The following is a 262-nucleotide window of genomic DNA, read 5'->3' as shown; positions in this document are numbered from 1 at the left end:
ACTGTAGTTTTGGCGTCGGGGCAGATGGCGAAGCTGCTTCGCGCTGGTATTTCTGCAGCAGAGCCAGTAGAGGAAAAGTCAAAGGTCATCGTCTTTGGCGACACCTTTTCGCCGTCAGCCTATGCGTCATTGCTGCATTCATTGGAAGGGAAATCCTTTACACTTCTTGCTATATCAGAGGCGGAAGAGAGTTTGCAGCTTCGAGGGGCGTACAGCGTGCTCAAGCAGCAGCTTATTTCCAGCTGCGGAAAGGAACAGGCTG

The 262-nt window shown here is 52.3% G+C and carries 1 protein-coding gene; it reads left to right on the top strand.

The genetic code is table 11. The annotated features are described in order from the left end of the window. Positions 1-24 precede the first annotated feature (24 nt). Positions 25-262: hypothetical protein (locus D1841_RS18205; RefSeq protein ID WP_207710214.1), on the top strand; the 238-nt coding region annotated here is incomplete at its 3' end.

The sequence above is a fragment of the Neglectibacter sp. X4 genome (assembly GCF_009917365.1).
Classification (GTDB): Bacteria; Bacillota; Clostridia; order Oscillospirales; family Acutalibacteraceae; genus Acutalibacter.
Note: the sequence above shows the minus strand (reverse complement) of the source record. Positions and strands in the feature narration are given on the sequence as shown.